This window comes from Haloglomus irregulare, from assembly GCF_007421925.1.
In the GTDB taxonomy this organism is placed as follows: Archaea; Halobacteriota; Halobacteria; order Halobacteriales; family Haloarculaceae; genus Haloglomus; species Haloglomus irregulare.
In genome coordinates, this window is record NZ_QMDX01000004.1 from 162,840 (window position 1) to 179,830 (window position 16,991).

The 16,991-nt window shown below is 67.2% G+C and carries 11 protein-coding genes; 3 read left to right on the forward strand and 8 right to left on the reverse strand.

The features are described 5' to 3' along the window. Nucleotides 1-18: 18 nt before the first annotated feature. The 3 genes from DP107_RS08750 to DP107_RS08760 all read right to left on the reverse strand — a co-directional run bounded on the left by DP107_RS08750 (nt 19) and on the right by DP107_RS08760 (nt 3,479). Complete coding sequence (locus DP107_RS08750; RefSeq protein ID WP_144261776.1) at nt 19-294, reverse strand: hypothetical protein; 276 nt, start codon at nt 292-294, stop codon at nt 19-21. Between the two features lie 264 nt (nt 295-558). Then, entirely contained in the window at nt 559-1,512 is a 954-nt protein-coding gene (locus DP107_RS08755; protein ID WP_144261777.1) for a hypothetical protein, read from the reverse strand. 896 nt (nt 1,513-2,408) lie between these two features. Further along, nucleotides 2,409-3,479 carry a M23 family metallopeptidase gene (locus DP107_RS08760; protein ID WP_185977236.1) on the reverse strand — a complete coding sequence of 357 codons (1,071 nt, stop codon included), beginning with the start codon at nt 3,477-3,479 and terminating at the stop codon, nt 2,409-2,411. Nucleotides 3,480-3,611: 132 nt separating this feature from the next. On the opposite strand from DP107_RS08760, the gene DP107_RS08765 reads away from it, so the two are divergent. The 3 genes from DP107_RS08765 (at nt 3,612) to DP107_RS08775 (ending at nt 6,510) form a co-directional block, all read left to right on the forward strand. Continuing rightward, nucleotides 3,612-4,499 carry a DUF7351 domain-containing protein gene (locus DP107_RS08765; protein WP_144261779.1) on the forward strand — a complete coding sequence of 296 codons (888 nt, stop codon included), beginning with the start codon at nt 3,612-3,614 and terminating at the stop codon, nt 4,497-4,499. Nucleotides 4,500-5,528: 1,029 nt separating this feature from the next. Continuing rightward, nucleotides 5,529-5,855, forward strand: a complete 327-nt coding sequence (locus DP107_RS08770) for a hypothetical protein (protein ID WP_144261780.1) — start codon at nt 5,529-5,531, stop codon at nt 5,853-5,855. A gap of 145 nt (nt 5,856-6,000) precedes the next feature. Further along, on the forward strand, nt 6,001-6,510 hold the full coding sequence (locus DP107_RS08775; protein WP_185977237.1) for a potassium channel family protein: 510 nt from the start codon (nt 6,001-6,003) through the stop codon (nt 6,508-6,510). A gap of 695 nt (nt 6,511-7,205) precedes the next feature. Here the strand turns inward: DP107_RS08775 and DP107_RS08780 are convergent. The 5 genes from DP107_RS08780 to DP107_RS21665 form a co-directional block, all read right to left on the reverse strand. Then, nucleotides 7,206-7,451, reverse strand: a complete 246-nt coding sequence (locus tag DP107_RS08780; protein ID WP_144261782.1) for a hypothetical protein — start codon at nt 7,449-7,451, stop codon at nt 7,206-7,208. Nucleotides 7,452-7,578: 127 nt separating this feature from the next. Further along, the gene (locus tag DP107_RS08785) at nt 7,579-8,322 is read right to left on the reverse strand and encodes an alpha/beta hydrolase family protein (RefSeq protein WP_144261783.1); all 744 of its coding nucleotides are present in this window, start codon (nt 8,320-8,322) and stop codon (nt 7,579-7,581) included. Next, a complete protein-coding gene (locus tag DP107_RS20490) occupies nt 8,319-10,610 on the reverse strand; it encodes a hybrid sensor histidine kinase/response regulator (protein ID WP_238330836.1) in 2,292 nt (763 codons plus the stop codon). The genes DP107_RS08785 and DP107_RS20490 overlap by 4 nt, the downstream gene beginning before the upstream one ends. A gap of 477 nt (nt 10,611-11,087) precedes the next feature. After that, nucleotides 11,088-11,543, reverse strand: coding sequence for a universal stress protein (locus DP107_RS08795; protein ID WP_144261785.1), 456 nt, complete (start codon nt 11,541-11,543; stop codon nt 11,088-11,090). A 56-nt stretch (nt 11,544-11,599) separates the two neighbouring features. After that, the gene (locus DP107_RS21665) at nt 11,600-16,978 is read right to left on the reverse strand and encodes an AMP-binding protein (protein ID WP_144261786.1); all 5,379 of its coding nucleotides are present in this window, start codon (nt 16,976-16,978) and stop codon (nt 11,600-11,602) included. Nucleotides 16,979-16,991 lie beyond the last annotated feature (13 nt).

Here is a 16,991-nt window from a genome sequence, read left to right on the forward strand (position 1 = left end):
TAGCACCGAGCATACGGCTCAGTCGGCGACGAACGGCGTGTTGATGTTGTTCTCGATGTACTCCCAGTCGTCGAAGGGCTCCCCGTCGTTGTACCGGACGGTCGGCCACGGGGCGTCGTAGTCCATCACGCTCCGGTACTCGGAGTAGGGGACCTCCTCGGAGTCGATTCCCTCGTACGTATCGAGGTATAGACCGACCGAATGCCCGGGCTCGTGCACGAGGACATCGGCCGTCCCCCGCACGCGGTACGAGTTCCCGTCGTCATCGCTGGTCTGGAACACGAACTCGCCCATTCCCCCGAAGCCAACTGCATCCACATCGTATGACTCGGTCTGCGCGTCCTGGACCGCGACCGCGTAATGGTACCCCTCACCGGAGTGGTTGGGTCCCCTTTCAGCGTCCCGAGGTCTTCCGAAGTAGTCGGAGACGCCTGTTCGATGGAGTCATCGAGCACGAGATGCAGGGAGATGCCGGTCGAACCATCCGGGCTCTCGATCGGGGCGTCCGCGTATGCCTGCTCGACCGTCTTCAATGCCGACCGTGACGGCCGATGTCCTTCATGTAGTCGACCTCGACGAAGACATCCATCCGCATCGGGTCCGCGTCGGCCAGTGCCCCGCTGTTACCTCGCCTCCGTCGGGCAGGCCGTCGCCATCGGTGATTTCGTCGGTAGCATTCGTCCGGTACTCCTGGATCTCCCGCCCGTCGTCCAGTCCGTCTCGATCAGTATCGTTGGCCACCGGATTCGTGCTGTACTCGGTGACCTCCACCGCATCCTCGAGGCCGTCGCCATCAGTGTCGCTAGCTGCCGGATCCGTGCCGTATTCGGTGACTTCCACTTCGTCGCCGAGGCCATCTCCATCCGTGTCCGCGTTGGCCGGATCCGCCCCGTACTCCGACTCGGCCCGGTCGAGAAGTCCATCGCCATCCGTATCGTCCAGTGCCGTGCCCGACTCGCACTCGGATATGTTCACCCCATCTTGGATGCCATCGCCATCGGTGTCAGGGTCAGCCGGATCCGTCCCGTATTTATCGACTTCTACCCCATCGGCGAGCCAGTCGGTATCGGTGCTGTTCGCCCACGGGTGCGTCCCGTACTCACTGCGCTCCGCACGGTCATCGAGCCCGTCACCGTCCGTATCCGGGTCCGTTGGTCTCGTCCCGGACTCTAGTTCTCTCATGTCGTCGATTCCGTCACCGTCGGTGTCTGCCGCCTTTGGATCTGTCCCGTATTTACTGACTTCTACCCCGTCGGGGAGGCGATCGTCGTCGGTACCCGGCAGGACCGGATTCGTTCCGCACTGGTCTACCTCTGCCCCGTCATCAAGGCCGTCCCCGTCGCTATCCGCGTTCTCCGGATCGGTTCCGAAATCCTGCTCTCGGTCGTCCGAGAGTCCATCCCCATCGGCGTCGATAGTCCGGGTTTCGGTTGGCGTTGCGTCGGAGGGAGATGGAACATCGGTCGGTGTCATTCCCGAACCGGTGCCGTCGTTCGATTCGTCGGTATCCATGGATGGTAGGGATACGGTATCCAGTGGAACTGCTCCGGATGCTGTCGCTCCGATTCCGAGTGCCGTAACGAGACCCACTACGCCCACCCACCGAGCAACCCATGCGTTTTCTTAGTTGATATCGTGGTTAAACACTTCTGGAGGTATATTTTTCGAACGAATCACCGGATAGTGGTATCATACACATTTCTGACCGGTTCGTTCTCTGAGCCGGTCACGCCACCACTGATAGCGAGTAGGTACGGCTCTCGACGGTTGCTGACCTCGCGGCGCGAATCAGTCGGTAGTCGGTCGTCACCTGGCAGGAGCACGGGTTGATACATACCGAGGAACGGGGTGTCACAACTGCTGTGGGTGACCCGGATGGCACGGTATCAGAACATCCCAAACTCACTCGGGCGCCACCGGCGCTCCCTTTTAGAATACCACTCCGTTCCCGCCTCGCTCAGCAAGGTCGGTGACGGTCCCGCCGACCCACGACTGCTCTGACGCCCGAAACGGTTCGTTCCCCATCGCGCCATACTCACCGAGACAGGGACGGTCAGACGACGTGAGACGTGATCACTCTCCAGGCGGTTATCCGGCCGGTCGTTCTGTTTTGTCAGTGCCGGAGTCCCGACATGTCCCGTCGGGTGCACCGACCAGCCATACCGCGAGCGCGTACAGCGTCCACGACAGCCCCAGCGCGACAAGCAGGTCACTCAGCGATGCGACTGTGGGGAGCAACCCCGCGCCGTGAACTGCCCAGGGCGCCGCCAGCCCCGCCGCCCGAACGGTAGTCCGGGGTCCTGCCGAGACGGCGACGACCGGACCGTATCGGCGGGCGAGACGAACCAGCACGGCAGTCCACAGAGTCAGGCCCGTGAGAACGGCCACCTGGACGGCGAGTCCGCTGGTCACGCTGACTCACCCCCTTCAGAACCGGCGGTGACTCGGTCGCCCGCCCAGAGGTACAGGGTCTCGGCTGTGTCAGGGGCATCGTAGACGTCGTGGTCGGTCCGCCGGTCGTCGGGCCGGCTCAGCTCGACATCCCGGAACCGGGGGACGAGACCGGCAGCGATCCAGAAATTCGAGTGATCCTGGACCTGGAAGTGGAGGTGGGGCTCGGTGGACATGCCCGAGTTCCCACATTCACCGACAACGTCGCCACGGGAGACCCGCTCGCCAGGGCTGACCGTCACACTACCCTCCCGGAGATGGGCCAGTGTGCTGTACTCGCCGTCGTCGTGTTCGATGACGACGTGGTTGCCGACGATGTTCCAGGTCCGCCACTCGACCCGTGCGCTCCCGGGCACGGGGTGGTCACGCAGCCCGTCCTCGACGGCAACGATGGTCCCGTCGGCGGGTGCCGTGACCGGCGCGCCGAACGCGTAGTAGTCCACCAACTGCTGCCCGTTGCCTTCGTGAGTGTCCCCGTTATCGTCGGTGATCACGAGATCGTAGGCGTACCGCTGGGAGACAAGCCCCCAGGAGTGGGATGTGGACTTGGTGACGCCGCCGTTGGTGACCGTCCACTCGCTCTCGACGGGGACGGAGAACTCCGTCGTCGGTGTCCTGCGGGTCCGGTTGGGCGGTCGCCCGCGGTGTCGGATGTAGGCGACGGCGGTCCCGCCCAGTTGGAGGACCTGCGTCAACAGTCCCCAGGGCGTGACTGACCAGGCGAGCTGTGAGGCAATGATCTTCGCCCGCGTCCAGTTCGACAGGTCGTGGTCATACCCGTCCTCCGTCGTCGAAACGGTCGCCAGCACCAGCGGCAACACCCCGCCGATGAGGTACAGGACGTTGTCCGCCGGTTCGGGCACGCCGAGATGGTCGGCAGTCAGCCCCGAGACGAGGAACGCGCCCACGATGGCGAAGCTGTTGCGGTTGGCCAGCCATTCGACGACCCGCCGGAACGTCGATAGCTCCGGGTCTGCCTCTTCGGCCGACGCGGATCGGTCGGTGGATGCAGTTAGGTTCTCACTCATCGCCATAGCCCTTGTACCATTGAATATTAGTGATTTTGAGAAATCAGCTTCACAAGTCTTGCTAGCAAATTGCACGTTCGGGGCCGCCTGACCTACGGTAGGCTTAGTACGGTGTCCCACCGACTGACGCATATGACCGACGGCGAGGAACGCCTCGCTCAGCCCCGGGATGCGTTTGCCCTGCTGGGCCACGACCTCAGGCTGGAAATCCTACTGGCCCTGCTCTCTCACTGGGAAGCCGTCGAAACCGAACCCCAGCGATACTCCGAGTTGATGCGGGCGGTCGGAATGGAGGACAGCGGGAAGTTCAACTATCATCTCGACAGACTCCGAGGTGTCTACCTCCGGAAGACCGACGACGGGTACGTCCCTACCGCCAGCGCTACCGCGCTGTACCGTGCTGTCCTTGCCCACCGACCGACTGAGACGCCTGCTCGCACCCAGCTCGACCCAGGTATCGATTGCCCCAACTGTGGGGCGGCGCTTGTTGGCGTGTACGAGCGGGAGTTCTTCTCGCTGCGGTGTGACCCCTGTGACAGTGTCGTCGGGGAGTTCACCTACCCGTTGCCGAAGAACAGCTTGGCTGAGCGGACCGACCGGGAGGTCCTCGAAGCCGTCTACGACCGGGCGCGCGAACATATTGGCCTCGCCCGTCGCGGGCAGTGCCCTGATTGTGGCGGGACGACGACGCGGGACGTGGAGGTGTCGGCCATCACGGAGACGGAGTCACCGGTCCGCATTGACTGTGACACCTGTACATGGACGGTTCGAACCGGCTTCCTCCTCCCGTTTCTGACGGATGCCCGTGTGCTGGCTGCTCTGGATGGGGTGGGCGTGGCTGTCGAGGATTGTTCTCCGTGGGAACTTCCCGAACCGACGGCGATGGTGACCGGTGCCGACCCCGTGCAGGTTGATCTCGTCGTGACGGCCGGGGAGGGTGAGGTGACGATCACCATCGACAACGACCTGTCGGTGCAGGAGACCCGGACGGACTGCCGGGCATCGGAGCAGTCGACGTGAGCGGTCGAGATGCTGCTCTGGCGAGAGGGCTGCAGTAATCAGCTACCCCATATCGCTACACACGCGAGCCCGTTCTTCGGGCTGACTCCGTCGACCACTGGGTACCGAAGCGAGTCACTGTGCCACATGCATCCTCTGTATCGGTCACGCCAGTTTTCTCAGGTGGCGGGGCCGGAGGGAGAATCACCATTTCGCCGGACGCGGGCAGTTCCACAACACGATCACCAGACGGGGAATCACTCGGGCAATGATAGGTTGCTGCGGGCGTGCTGAATACAACGCGCGGATCCTGCACTATGACTCGGTCTACATTCCGCCTGGCTGCGGGCGCTGTTGTTACTACCCTTGAGTGGTCACGCCTCGTCAGCTCCGCTCTCGGTTGATGAGTGGTACCAACAGCAGAAACTCACTGCCACTGCCGGCAATGGAATGATAGCTTCAGCCGCTCGGCGACACTGACGACCGTGCCAGGAGTCCGCCACTCGTCGCGCTACGCGACTGGGACGACGACGCCCTGGCCCTGGCCACCCCGACACCGTCGACGAGCCAGTCCCCAGTCCGGACGCAGTTTGTTCGCAACCGACTAGTGGTATCGCAATTGGATATACTCGGTCGATATCGACGGGAGAAATGTCCACATCCCCACGATTAGTGAGCGACCTGTTGACCGTGGTAGAGATGAAAAAAGCAGGATCCGTGCTAACTGCACGCTCCGTATCCAACGCTGTAGTCGGATTGCCAGAGGTCTGCGGCGGTCCGGACGGTCGCCCCACGCCTCGACATATCGACTCAGTTTCACCGCGATACTGGGAACAGTCCGGTCACATCGGTCAGTCCAGCGGCGACAGGTTCCTGTCGGCGTACTGAATCGGAGCGCGAGTGCTCTATCTATCGACTGTACGCGGGCCGTTCGCGACGACGGAGAGCGTGTTCGTCGGCAGTCGAGGGTAGCTGAAAGATACGGTATCTCAGAGTGAATTGTACATCTCCGTATCTGGAAGCTATACGTATCGAAAACGTAGATACGGCATGGAGACGACAGTCGCTGAACACGACGGACGCATGATCGCCCGGCTCGAGGGCAGTGATCGGGTGTTCGAAGTTGCGTTCGACCTGATAGAACCGACGGACGTGACCCTTCGGTTCATCCGTGATGAGGACCGCGTTGGGAGCATCTACAACGACGACGGGACTGACCGAACGATGGCGCGGCTAACCACCGGACGAGACGGGTCCGATTTCATCGGCGTCGAAGTGCCGACGGAGTTCGTCACTGAGCTGGTGAACGCCGCATCCGAGGCTGGCCGGATAACCGACGGGACTGCGCTCGAGGGCTACCGACTACGGGTGTTGTAGTCGTAGGTCCTGGTCAGCGGCGCTACGATCCCATCCCACGACACTGCGAGCAACGCCGATGACCGACTGGAACGCTCTCCTCCGAGTCGGGCGCACGTGTTCGCATGTGTGGGCACGACGCAGTCCGACGATCGGGGAGTGCAGTGTGCATCCGGTCGTCCTGATGCACGCTCACGACCTCGACTACTCCCTCCGCGGATTCGGCACCTGGGTGTATGGACGTTATACTGCTGCGGCGCCAGCAGGTGGTATGCACGTTATCGTCGCAGGCGGCGGCCGCGTCGGCTCACAGACTGCGACTCACCTCGTTGACCAGGGCCACAGCGTGACTGTCGTCGAAAGTCACGAGCCGACCGCAGACCGGATCCCCGAGTCCGATCGCATCGAGGTGGTCCTCGGTGACGTCATCTCCCCGGAGATACTCGAGCGGACACCGATGGAGCGAGCTGCGGTCTTTGCTGCTCTCACCGGCGACACCAACGCCAACGTCGCTGCCTGCTATATGGCCCAGACCGGTCCCGGCTCGATAAGGACGGTCATGCGGATCGGGTCGGACGACGAGCGCGAGTACGATGACCACGATGCTATCGACGCAGTCGTCTTTCCCGAGGCTGTCGGCGCGGAGAACGCCACGAATCAGATCCTCCGGTCGTAGTTCGGTCCCCGGCGAGACGCGGCGTGGGCGTGGCGAAGGGTCAGGGATATCGTCCGGGCCGAACCGGGGGCAGAGCACAGTGTGATGGGCGAATTCACCACTGGGTCCTGCTGGACGCGCCCGAAGAGGTCGACCGGTGGTTACGCTGGCCGGGTGGGATATCCGTGAGGGTCTCCCGACCTGTTCCGCTCAAGTCGGGGGTGTCCATCGAACGGATCCCTACCGCGCCACGTCCAGGGTCTGCACCCGCCAGTCGGTCGGCTGACGATTCGAGTGACCCGGCTGGCTCAGTTTCCGGACGTCAGTGACGACGGTGCCCAACCTCGCATCGGTCGCCGGACCGGCGCCGATGGTCGCCCACCGGAACCCGGGCACGCTGACGTATACGCCGCGAAACGCGGGGGACATCTGTCGCTGCCGGTTCGTCCATGCTGAGTACGGAGGACGGATGCAGCGTTCCGGGCGATCGTAGGGACTGATCCCAAGAGCCCGCTCTCAAGGACTCGGATCTGCCAGTCTGTCAGGGGACGTCCGAGGGCGTCCTGACTAATGGGCGAGCGTGGGACGGTGAGGATGGTAGTAGGACTCCGAACCCGGCGGGGTTGGCCGCTCGCTATGCCGTCATTCCCGACGCGTACCCGCGTCCGGTACGAACTCGGCGATCGACCGGTCGAGCGTGACGGCGGCCAGGGTGGTTACCCGTTCCGGACCGTCGGGTCGGTCGTCGGCCGCTCGAAGGGGCGGCTGCGGTTCGACTTACCAGCCGGTGCCAGCGTCCTGTTCGCGACGGCACTCAACGATGTCGAGGTCGCCGGGCTCGCCAACGGCCAGTTGGTCGGGGCCGGCCAGTCCTCGCTGACGGTGCGGATGGGCCCCGATTCCCGAGCCGATGCGACCGCCGTCCGGGAGCCGTCCCGGACGGCCGTCGAGTCGATACTCACGGATCAGGATCTTGCGGCCGTGGACGTCGAGGTCCGGCAAGCGAGTATCGAGCCGGGCCCACTGACCGGAAAGAGCCCGCTCGTCGTTGCCGCCGAGAAGGGGAGGGCAACGAGCGAGGACGGGCGGTCACCGTCGTGCGAGCCAGCCGAACAGCGCGTCGCGCATCCAGGCCTCGGCGTCGTTCGAGAAGCGGTGTCCCTCGTCGGCGACAGCGTGAACTGCGGTGTCGACGTCCAGTGCCCTGACCGCGTCGAGGCTGTCCGCCAGCGGGACCGAGCCGTCGTCCCGCCCGTGGAACACCGCCACGGGGAGGTCGAGTGCGTCGGCGACGTCGACGAAGTCGTAGCCGTCGAGGTCGTCGACCAGCCGCTCGTCGACCGAGTGGCCGGGGGCGTACTCCACCCCATCCCGCGCCCGGACGGTATCGGCGAGCGGGTCGAACGCCCGACCGTAGGTGACCGGTGCACGGGTCGCCACGGCCCGGACCCGCTCGTCGGGCGTCCCGTCGCCGCCGGGGCCGTCGCCCGCGGCGGCGTGGAGCGCCGTCTTCCCGCCGAAGCTGGAGCCGAAGAGGACGGCGCTCTCCGCGGCCGGGTCGAAACGGTCGAGCACGGCGCGCAGGTCGGCGATGCGCGCCGAGAGCGTCGCGGCCGGGAAACGGCCGTCGGACTCGCCGCATCCCCGGGAATCGAACCGGACCGCGTGGTACCCCTCGGCGACAGCCCGCTCGCAGCGCCCCTCGTAACTGCCGGTCCTGTCGCTGACGAACCCGTGACAGCAGACGAACCAGCGGTCGCTCCCGGATGCGGGGTGGTGGACGGCGACGACGGACTCGCCCTCGGTGACGGGGATCTCCTGGCGTTCGGTCATGCCGGGCCCGTCCCGACGCCGGTGATCTCGAACCGAGCGCCACCGTCCTCGCCATCGGTGACGAGGACATCCCAGCCGTGTGCGTCCACGATCTGCTCGACGATCCGCAGTCCGAAGCCAGTGCCGCCCTCGGTGCCGGAGTAGCCGGCCCCGAAGACATCCGCACGCTCCGGCTCCGGAATCCCGACGCCGTCGTCCTCGACGTAGAACCCATCGGGGAGGTCGCCCACCGTCACCGCCACGGCCCCGTCCCCGTGCTCGACGCTGTTCGCGAGGAGGTTCTGGAGTAGCTGCCGGAGCCGCCCCCGGTCCGCCGAGACCGTCCGACTGGTCGGCACGGTCAGCGTGGCTTCCCCTTCGGGAACCACCGCCCAGCACTCCTCTGCCAGCGCCGACAGCGATACCGACTCCAGGGTCCCGACCGTGTCACCGGCACGGGCGAGGGTCAACAGGTCCTCGACGAGCGCCTGACTCCGGTCGATGGCGTCGGCCGCGTCGGCCAGATGGGTCGTCCCGCAGTCGCACTCCTCACGAGCCAGTTCCAGCCGCCCCGACGCGGTCCGGAGCGGGTTGCGCAGGTCGTGGCTCACGACGCCCGCGAACTCCTCCAACCGCTCGTTCTGCCGTTCGAGTTCGCGGTTCCGCTCGACCGCCTGGGTGATGTTGCGCGAGACGGCCATCCCGTAGCGTATCGAGCCGGTGTCGTCCCGGATCGGTATCGTCCGGACCTCGTAGCTCTCCCCCTGGTACTGCTGTCGGAAGGTGTGGCGCTCCCCGTCGAGCGTCGCCCGGTAGTACCGAGCGGTCTCCTCGGCGATGGCCTCCGGGAACAGGTCGTGGGGCGTCCGGCCATCGAACTCGGCGCTCGAGAGGCCGACCTCGGTCAGTTCGTCGCCGCCGGCGCGGACGTATCGCAGGTCCTCGTCGAACAGGAACACCCCACCATCGGGGAAATGGTCCACCAGCGCCGCGTACTGTGAGGTGATCTCTCCCAACTCCTGCTCGCGCTGCTTCCGGCCGGTGACGTCCTCCACGACCGCGACCAGTTGCTCGACGGCACCGTCGTCGGTGATAGGCGACACGATACCCTCTCGGACGGCCCGCTCGCCGTCGACATCGAACCCGACGGTGAACGGTATCGGCTCCTCCCGCTCGATGCAGTCCCGGCACCGGTCGACCATCTCCGCGCCCAGCGCCTCTCGCAGTGTCTCGTCGCGCATCTCCCCCCGCTGGAGTCCGGTCAGCTCCGCCATCCGGCGGTTGGACCGGTGATACCGGAACTCCCCGTCAGCATGCTCCATCAGGATGAGCCCGACCGGCACGTGTCGCATGATGGAGCTCAGTTCGGCGTTCGTCCGTTCGAGCTCCATCCGGAGGGACTGACTGTGCAGGGCGTGAGCGGTGTCGTCGGCAAGCTCGGTGAGCACCTCCCGCTCGGTCCGGTCGAACGCGCCCGGGCGGGCGGCGAACGCCACCAGCAGGCCGTACGATTCCCCCTCGTATTCGATGGGAACGGCAGCAAGCGAGCGGAACCCGCGCCGGAGTGCCTGTTCTCGCCACGGCGCGTGCCCCTCGTCCTCCCGGATGTCCTGCGAGACCGCGATATCGCGGTCGTGAACGGCCCGCCCCTCCGGGGCGTGGCGGCCGGGGGAGTCCTCGTCGATGGCCATCCCGAACTCCTCGAAATAGCCTCCCGTGTCGCCCGCCCACGTCCGCGGCTTGACCGCCATCGTCTCCCGGTCGACGCCCGCGATGCAGGTGGCGACGTAGGGCTCCGCGCCACTGATGACCTCGTAGACCCGGGTCTCGATCGTCCTGGCCGAGCCGGCTCTGACGAGCGCCGAGGTCACATCAGCGCCGAGCTGCCGGGCCCGCTCGAGGGTCGCCGCACGGCGGTTGGATCGGTACTGCTCGACCGCGTTCCCGATGCGGTTGGCGAGTATCCCGTACTGGTCCGTGCCGCTCCCCTTGCGCAGGTAGTCCGTCGCTCCGGCACTGATAGCGTCGCTGGCGACCGCCTCGCCGCCTTTGCCGGTGAAGAGGATGAACGGGAGTTCGGGGTACTCCTCGCGGACCATTCGAAGGAACTCGATCCCGTCCCGCCCGGGCATGTCGTAGTCGGAGACGATGCAGTCGGGTTGGAGGTCCTCGATGCTGCCGAGCCCCTCGGCTGCACTCGTTGCCGTCCGGACCTCGAAGCGGTCGTCCTCCCGTTCCAGATAGGTCGCCGTCACGTTCCCCAACTCCGGGTCGTCATCGACGTGGAGGATGCGGATAGCCTGGGGCACGAGTCGTGGTAGTACGCGACAGGGCTTAAAAACTATTCGGTCCAGGCCGGCATCGGATGCGCCGTTATCCCCCGGTGACCGTTTCGTCCGGTCCAGCCGGTCGGCGGTTCCTCGGGCACTGGCCCGGCAGACCTGTACCGGGTATGAGATCACGCGAGTGCGACACATCGTGATACACCCGCCACTACCGCTTCGCGGCAATGCAGTGGTTCATCGGTCCATTACAGCATCCTCTTTGACACCCGGACGAGAGCCCACGCGTGGGTGGTAAGCCGGGAGAGATGTGAGGATGGATTCTCGACGCGGCGGGAGTTACGGGCACGAACACAACTACCGTGCGTGGCCGGACGGCCGTCGGTTGGGGGACGCGGACCACCACACGGCGTGTCGAGGACGGAATCGACGGGCCGGACGAGTCCGGAGTCGCGATGTCCGGGTCCGTGTCGCGTCCGACCGGATGGCCCGGACGCGGCCCTCTCAGTCCTCCTCGCTGTGTCGGACGATGAGGACGTCGTACGCGGGGTCCTCCGAGATGGGGCTGCCGACGCTGGTCACCGGCGTCGACACCCGGCCGGCGTTGTCGCTGCCGACGAATACCATGGAGACATCGAGTTCGCGGGCCACCTCGCGGATCGTCCGTGTGACGTCGTTGATCGTCGTGGCACCCCGGACCGCGCCGGGCTCCGGGCGCTCGGCTCGGAAGGTCGCGTCCGGGGCCACCTGGTTCACCTCCGCCTCGAACCGTGCCGCCACCTCGTCCGGGTCGTGCCGTTCGCCGGGGTCAATCCAGCCGCGCTCGACGGCGAACTCCTGGTTGTCGGGCACGACGGTCAACACCACGACCGGCTCCCCGCGGTAGTCAGCGAACTCCGTTGCTCGCCGGACCGCGGCCAGCGAGAGCTCCGACCCGTCGTACGGTGCCAGCAGCGTCATGCTCTCCGGCTCGTGTTCCAGCGTCTTAATAGCAATCAAAGGGGGCCGGGCGCCGGTCAGTCGCGGTCGCGGCGCCCCCAGCCTTTGTACAGCTCCTCGCGGTTCCGCAGACCCTCGGCCGGCAGCGCGTGGTCGACGACGTACGCCTCCGCCTCGTGTTCGTTATCCCACATGGCCTGGTGGGCCTCCGGCAGGTCCGTCCAGTCGACGACCCTCGGCGTGGTGACGTCGAGCGCGCCGGCGTCGATCTCCGCGTTCAGCTGCTGGACCTCGTAGGAGTTCGAGAGGTGCGTCCCGAGGACGTCGGCTGTCGGCATGTGGATGTCGCGCTGGCGCATCCACACCTGCGGCGCGTAGAAGGAGTAGCGCCGGTCGGTCATGTCCTCGCTGTAGACGACGCGGCCGGTGTGGGGTCTGACCAGCATGGTCGAGACCCCCAGCGCGTCGTGGCCGGCCCGCTCGAACACCACGTCCGGGTTGCCTCGCGGGTTCTCGGAGGTGCGCAGATGCTCGCCGACGGCCATCCCGAGCGGCTTGAACGCCGAGTCGGTGTACGCACGCACCGCCCGCTTGAACGCCTCGGGGTCCGCCTGTGGGTGTGGGAAGTCCGGCAGCGTGTCGGGCCACTCGAACTCCGCCTCGCGGCGCTCTAACGCCTCGATGGAGCGAACGCCCGCGACGGCGTCGCCGTACCCGAGCGACTCGACGAACTCCGCCTGCTCGTCGGTGTAGGCCACGACCACGACCCGGGCGTCCGCGTCGCGGCCGGCCTCGATGGCCCGGAGCCCCGTCTCGTCGAGCACCCCGTCCGGCCCGGTGTCGGTGCCGTAGTAGACGAGCAGCCCCTCGCCGGCCCGCAGGTCCACCCGGTCGAACATCGCCTCGGGGGTACTCCGCCCGGGCTTGCCGAGGAACGTCATCCGGTAGCCGGTCGAGGCGCCCCAGAACGTGAGCTGGCCCCCCTCGTCGAGCAGCTGGAACGTCCGCGGGAACGACTGCTCGCCGGCGTGGCTGGCGGCGTAGTCCGCGAGACGGCCGTGTTGGTCACGGAACTGTGCCAGCAGCGGCTCGCCCGCTGCTTTCCACTCGTCCCACGCGTCGGGGTCGGCCGGGATGGGGCCCCAGATGTCCGCGTGCTCGTCGGCGGTCCGGTCGATGGCGCCGCCGCCGGCCTCCTCGATGCGAGCCGCCCGCTCCTCGCTGGAACAGAGGCCCGTCACGTCGAGCCCGTTGCGCAGGCCAGCCCGGAGCGTCTCCCAGCCGGTCCCCGTCGCGCCCCCCTCGACGAACATCGTCCCGCCGGACTCCACGTCGAGCGTGGTGAACAGCGCGCGGTAGACGGTGCCCAGCGCCAGCACGTAGGAGCCGGCCTCCTCGATGGTGGTCTCCTCGGGGATGGGGTGGACCTGCGGCGCCTGTGCGACCATGAACTGCTGGTGGCTGCCGTCCGGTTCCTCGTACCCCTGGATGGAGAACCCGGAGTACATGGGGTCCAACCCCATCCGCGGCGAGAGCAGGTCGCTCTGGCCCGAGTACACCGTCACCAGGTCGCCGACGGCGACCCGTCCCGCCGCCTGGACGGCCTCCCCGGCGTCGACGACCAGCGCGGCGCCGCCGCTCCCGGTCACGTGCCGGTCGCGGTCGTGGTTGTCGAACTGGCTCACCGGGATACCGGTGACGGCCCAGACGTCGTTGAAGTTCACCTCGCTGGTCAGGAGGTACAGCAGGACCTCGTTGGGGTCGGGGTCCTCGACCGGGTAGAGCCCCTCGACCTCCGCGTCGACGGGGTCCCCGTGTGCGGGTTCGCCCGTCTCGGGGTCCTTCTCGACGGCGAACCCGTACTGCCAGTCCGGGACGGCGTCCACGCCGGGATAGAACGGCGCCCCGACCGGCAGGAGGTCGCCCGCCGCCTCCAGCTCGTCAGCACGCTCGATCGGCGGCGCCTCGCGGGGCCGGGTCGGTAGCGGCGGTGACCGGTCCTCGAGGAACGCCTCGATACCGTCCTTCCCACCATCCGGGTCGACCACGGCAGCCGCGAACGCATCGGCCTCCTGCTCGAACCCGGCCTCGATGCCGTCCTCGAACCCGGCCCGGACCGCCTCGACCGCCCGATTGAACGCCCGCTCACGGCCGGGGGCCGCGGTCGCGCACTGCCGCCGGTTGCGCGCCACGTCCGAGGCCTCTAGAACGGTCTCGTCGAAGGTCCCGGGCTCGCGCCAGCGGTCGCGGGCGGCCTGTCGGCGCTCGTGGGCTTCGGCCAGCGTCGTGTCCGTGCCCTGCACGTGCTCGCGGGCCAGTTCGGCCGCCCGGAGCTGCGCCGGGTCATCGCTCACCTCGTCGACGAGCCCCATCGCGGCGGCGTCGGGCGCGTCGAGGTCACGGCCGTTGGTGATGGTTATCAGGGCGTCGACCAGTCCGTCCGTGCCACGGCGGTCAGCCAGCAGCCGTGGCAGCCGCTGGGTGCCGCCGTACCCCGGGATGAGGTTCAACTGGAGTTCCGGCTGCCCGAAGCTGGCGTGGCGCTCGGCGACGGTGTAGTGGGTCGCCAACTGGAGTTCGTTGCCGCCGCCGAGGGCGGCCCCGTCGACCGCGGCGACGACCGGCACCGACAGGCTCTCGATGGTTTCGAACGCACGGTGGGCCTTCCGTGCGAGCGCGCGGGCCTCCGCGGCCTCGCTGATCTCCTCGAGGAACTGCTCGATGTCCGCGCCGGCCACGAACGGCTCCCCCTCACTGACGACGACGACCGCGCCGACGTCGTCCCGGCGGTCCAGCCGGTCGGCCACCGTGTTCAGCTCGTCGAGGGCCCGCTCGGTCAGCGCGTTCACTGGCGGGTTGTCGATGACCACCGTCGCCACCTCCGCGTCCGCGTCCCTGACGGTGTTGTACTGGACCGTGAGGAAGCGGTACTCGTCCAGCAGCTCCTGTTCGCGGGCGATGCGCTGCCGGCGCCGCCAGCGTGTCGCCTTCGGCCGGATGGCGTCGACGACCTCCGGGTTCTTCAGCGTGGTCGTGTCGCCGACGTCGTCACCGGCGAGCATCGCCGTCAGCATCCGGCGCATATATTTCCCGGAGCGGGTCTCCGGGAAGGCCTCGACCTCGATGAACGAGTCCGGGACCGCCACGGCGCCCTTCTCCTCCTTGACCAGGCCCGCGAGTCGGCGCTCGACCTCCGTGGTCAACGACTCCCCCGCGCGGGTCTGGACGAACGCCACCGGCACCAGCCCCTTCTCGTGGTGGGGTGCGCCGACGACGACGACGTTCGCCACCGGCGTCTCGGGGTTGAGTTGCTTGTCGCGGAGCATCGCCCCCTCGATCTCCTCGGTCCCCATCCGATGGCCGGAGACGTTGATGACCTCGTCCGAGCGGCCGTGGAGGCTGAACGAGCCGTCCTCGTAGCGCTTCGCCACGTCGCCCTGGCGGTAGGCGTACTCGCCGTCGCGCTCGACCCAGTAGGTGTCCTCGAACCGTTCGCGGTTCCCCTCCCAGTCGGTCGGGTTCTCCGGGTCGAACCCCTCGCCCCAGACGGTCCGCATCAGGTACGGATACGGCTCCTCGATGATTATCTCGCCCCGCTCGCCCGTGTCCGTCCGCTCCCACTGTGCGCCGTCGGTCCCGTCCTCCTCCGTCCAGACGTCGCCGAACACCCAGGGACAGGGATACGTGTGCGCGTCCGCTCGCAACTCCAGGTCACGGTTGCCGTAGAAGTGCGACCAGACGATACCCCCGTGTTCGGTCGCCCAGTAGGAGTTGATATACCAGGGGCAGACCTCCTCCATCCCGAACTCCTGAACGGCCTCGTTGACGGGTTCCGCACAGAACGTCGCCACACGGAGCGAGTCGGTCGACCACGCCCGCATGTCGGCCACGTTCTCCCGGTCTTCCATGACCGTCTTGAGGAAGGTGACGCCGGCCTTGAACACGTCCACGTCGTAGCGTTCGATCATCGAGGTGAACCGGCCGGCATCGGGGTACAGCGGCGAGCCCTCCGCGACGACGCTCGTCGTCCGGGTGGTGAGCGCGGCGCTGATGAGGTACGACTGGCCGGTGATCCAGCCGGGGTCCGCCACGGTGAGCATCGTATCCTCGCCCGGCACCACGTCGAAGGAGGTCCGCATGGTGTGGGCGATACCGGCGGTGTAGCCGCCGTGGACGTGGACGACCCCCTTCGGCTTCCCGGTCGAGCCGCTGGTGAAGATGACGAACAGCGGGTACTCGGCGTCCACCGGCTCCGGTTCGGCGGTCGCCCACAGCGCCCGGACTAGGTCGCGGTCCGGGAGGGCGAGCAGGTCGGCCTCGTCGGCCACGTCGAAGCCGGCCGCACGGGCGTTCGATAGCACCGTCTCGCGGGCGCTCGCCTCCAGGTCGGCCGCGATGTGGTCGCGCTCGCGGAGTTCCACCTCCTGGCCCGCGTGCTCGACCATGATGACGTCGTCGACGACGTGGTCGGCGTCCACGAGGGCGCGGGCGACCGTCGTCCGTATCTCCGAGGCCCGGTCCGGGTCGAGCGGGAGGTCGGTGAGCGCGTGGCCGACCCCGCGCATGGCGTCCGCGCGGTCGACGGTGATCTTCCCCTCGATGGCGGCGCTGACGGCCGCCTCGATGGCGCCGGCGTGGTCGGAGGACAGGTCCAGATCACCGAGTGCGTCGGTAACGACCGACTCGACTGTCTCGACGGGCAGGTAGTCGTCCAGCGCCGGGTCACCGTACCGCTCCTTGTAGGGGACCACCTCGGCGTTCCGGTACCCCCCGTCGGCGGTGACGAGCACCTCGGCATCGAGTTCGGCGATGCGGTCCGAGAGGGTCTTGTCGCTGAACCCGCCGAAGACCGGCGTGTAGACCGCGCCAAGCCGCTTGCAGGCCTCCATGTAGTAGATCTGGGGCAGCACGTTCGGCATGTTCATGGCGACCCGGTCGCCCTTCCCGACCCCGAGGTCCTGGAGCACCCGCGCCGCGAGAACGGTCCGGTAGAGCAGTTCCCGTCGGCTCACCGACTTCGAAACGACCGGCCCACCGCGTCCGTCGTTGGCGGACTGGTCCCAGCGGTCCCCCTCGAAGTGGAAGGCACTCTCGTCGCCGTGGCCCGCCAGGACGTGCCTGTCGACCTCGTTGAAGCACGCGTTGGTCAGCCCGCCGACGAACCAGCGGTAGAGCGGCGGGTCCGAGTCGTCGAGGGCCGTCTCCCACGGGTCGTGGTCTGCCTCACGGTCGAGTTCGACCGGTTCGCAGTCGTCGGTGAACCCCGTCCACCCGTCGTCGAGGGTCGCCCAGACGCCGTCCTCGAACCAGTGGAGCTCCCGCTTTGCGATGTCGCCGTGAAACGCGCCCGGGTCCGTCCGCGCCCGCTCGCGCATCTCCGTCCAGCCCGTTCGCGTCCGAATCGGGTTTGTCCGAACCGGTTCCGGGAGACGAACGAGGTCCTGCCCTTCCGACATGGTATGAGTTGTC